Annotated in this window: 1 protein-coding gene; it reads left to right on the top strand. The window is 58.8% G+C overall.

The annotated features are described in order from the left end of the window. Nucleotides 1–120: 120 nt before the first annotated feature. Nucleotides 121–1,128, top strand: a complete 1,008-nt coding sequence (locus GXB81_RS31115; RefSeq protein ID WP_205991221.1) for an IS110 family transposase — start codon at nt 121–123, stop codon at nt 1,126–1,128. Nucleotides 1,129–1,409: the final 281 nt, after the last annotated feature.

The following is a 1,409-nucleotide window of genomic DNA, read 5'->3' as shown; positions in this document are numbered from 1 at the left end:
TTAGATGGTATGGACGCCTCCCCCCGGCAACGGGTAAGGGAAGCCAGGCGACAGAGCGCATCTGCAACTGCCTGTACAGTGGATGCGTCGTGCCCATCAGCTCACGCAGGAGGTTTCCAAATGAAGACACCCGTCATCGGCATGGATATCGCCAAACATGTCTTTCAGTTGCATGCTGTCGACATTGCTACTGGGAAAGTCGAGCGCGTGAAACTCAAACGAAGCGAGATCCCGGATTTCTTTGCAAAGCGGGAACGCTCGCTCGTCGCGATTGAGGCCTGCGGCGGTGCTCACCACTGGGCCCGGCAATTGGGGCGACTCGGCCACGAGGTCAGGCTCATTTCTGCACATTCGGTACGCCCATTCGTCTTGCGCAACAAATCAGATGCCGCAGATGCCCGCGCGATCTGGACCGCTGCGCAGCAACCGGAGGCGCGGTTTGTTGCGATCAAGAGCGAAGCCCAGCAGTCGATCCTGGCATTGCACCGCATACGTGCCCAGTTGATGAAGATTCGCATCATGCAGAGCAACGCATTGCGCAGCATCCTGTATGAGTTCGGCGAAATTCTTTCCGAGGGCTACGAACCGTTTGCCAAGGAAATCGCGCCGGCCCTGGCGAGAACATCAGAGCGCCTGCCAGCCATGTTGGTCGACAGTTTGCGCGAGCAGTGGGCTCGCATACAGGCGCTCAACGCAGATATTGCAGTGCTGGAGCGCCGTCTCTCGCATGCGCTCAGGGACAGCCCAGAATGCCAACACATCGCTGAAATTCCGGGTGTCGGGCTGCTGACAGCGACCGCGACAGTTTCCGCAATCGGTGACCCTGCGACCTTCCGTTCTGGCCGTGAATTTGCTGCCTGGCTGGGTCTGGTGCCTCGGCAGACTGGAACGGGAGGCCGCATACGACAACTAGGCATAAGCAAAAGAGGCAATACGTATCTACGCACGCTGCTAATGCACGGTGCAAGGGCAGTGATCGCGCGCGGTGCCCGCACGCCCTGGCTCGACGATCTGCTCGCACGGCGACCGTTCAATGTTGCAGTCGCCGCTGTTGCCAACAAGCTGGCCCGGACTATCTGGGCCGTGCTGTCACGGCAAACGCGGTATGAGGCGCCAGTTCATGCGTAGCGACGGCACTGCTGGCACACATCGTGATGTTGTAAATTCCCGCCCCAAGGAGCGCAAGCAACAAGTTGCATGATGGATTACAGGTTGGACCGGGACGAGGCAAGTCTGGTAAGAGCCATGAACCTTCGAGTTCGAGTGTTAGGTGAGACCCTCGTCAGCGAATTCCATATGGGCCAGCAGGTCGACCGGCCTGCATCAACGGGCCGGACATAAGCGTGCTGCCTTTACCTGTAGACCAGAAATGCAAACCAGCTTGCAATCCGGGAGGCGTCCACATAAGG

It is taken from the genome of Paraburkholderia sp. Ac-20336, assembly GCF_017105025.1.
In the GTDB taxonomy this organism is placed as follows: Bacteria; Pseudomonadota; Gammaproteobacteria; order Burkholderiales; family Burkholderiaceae; genus Paraburkholderia.
Note: the sequence above shows the minus strand (reverse complement) of the source record. Positions and strands in the feature narration are given on the sequence as shown.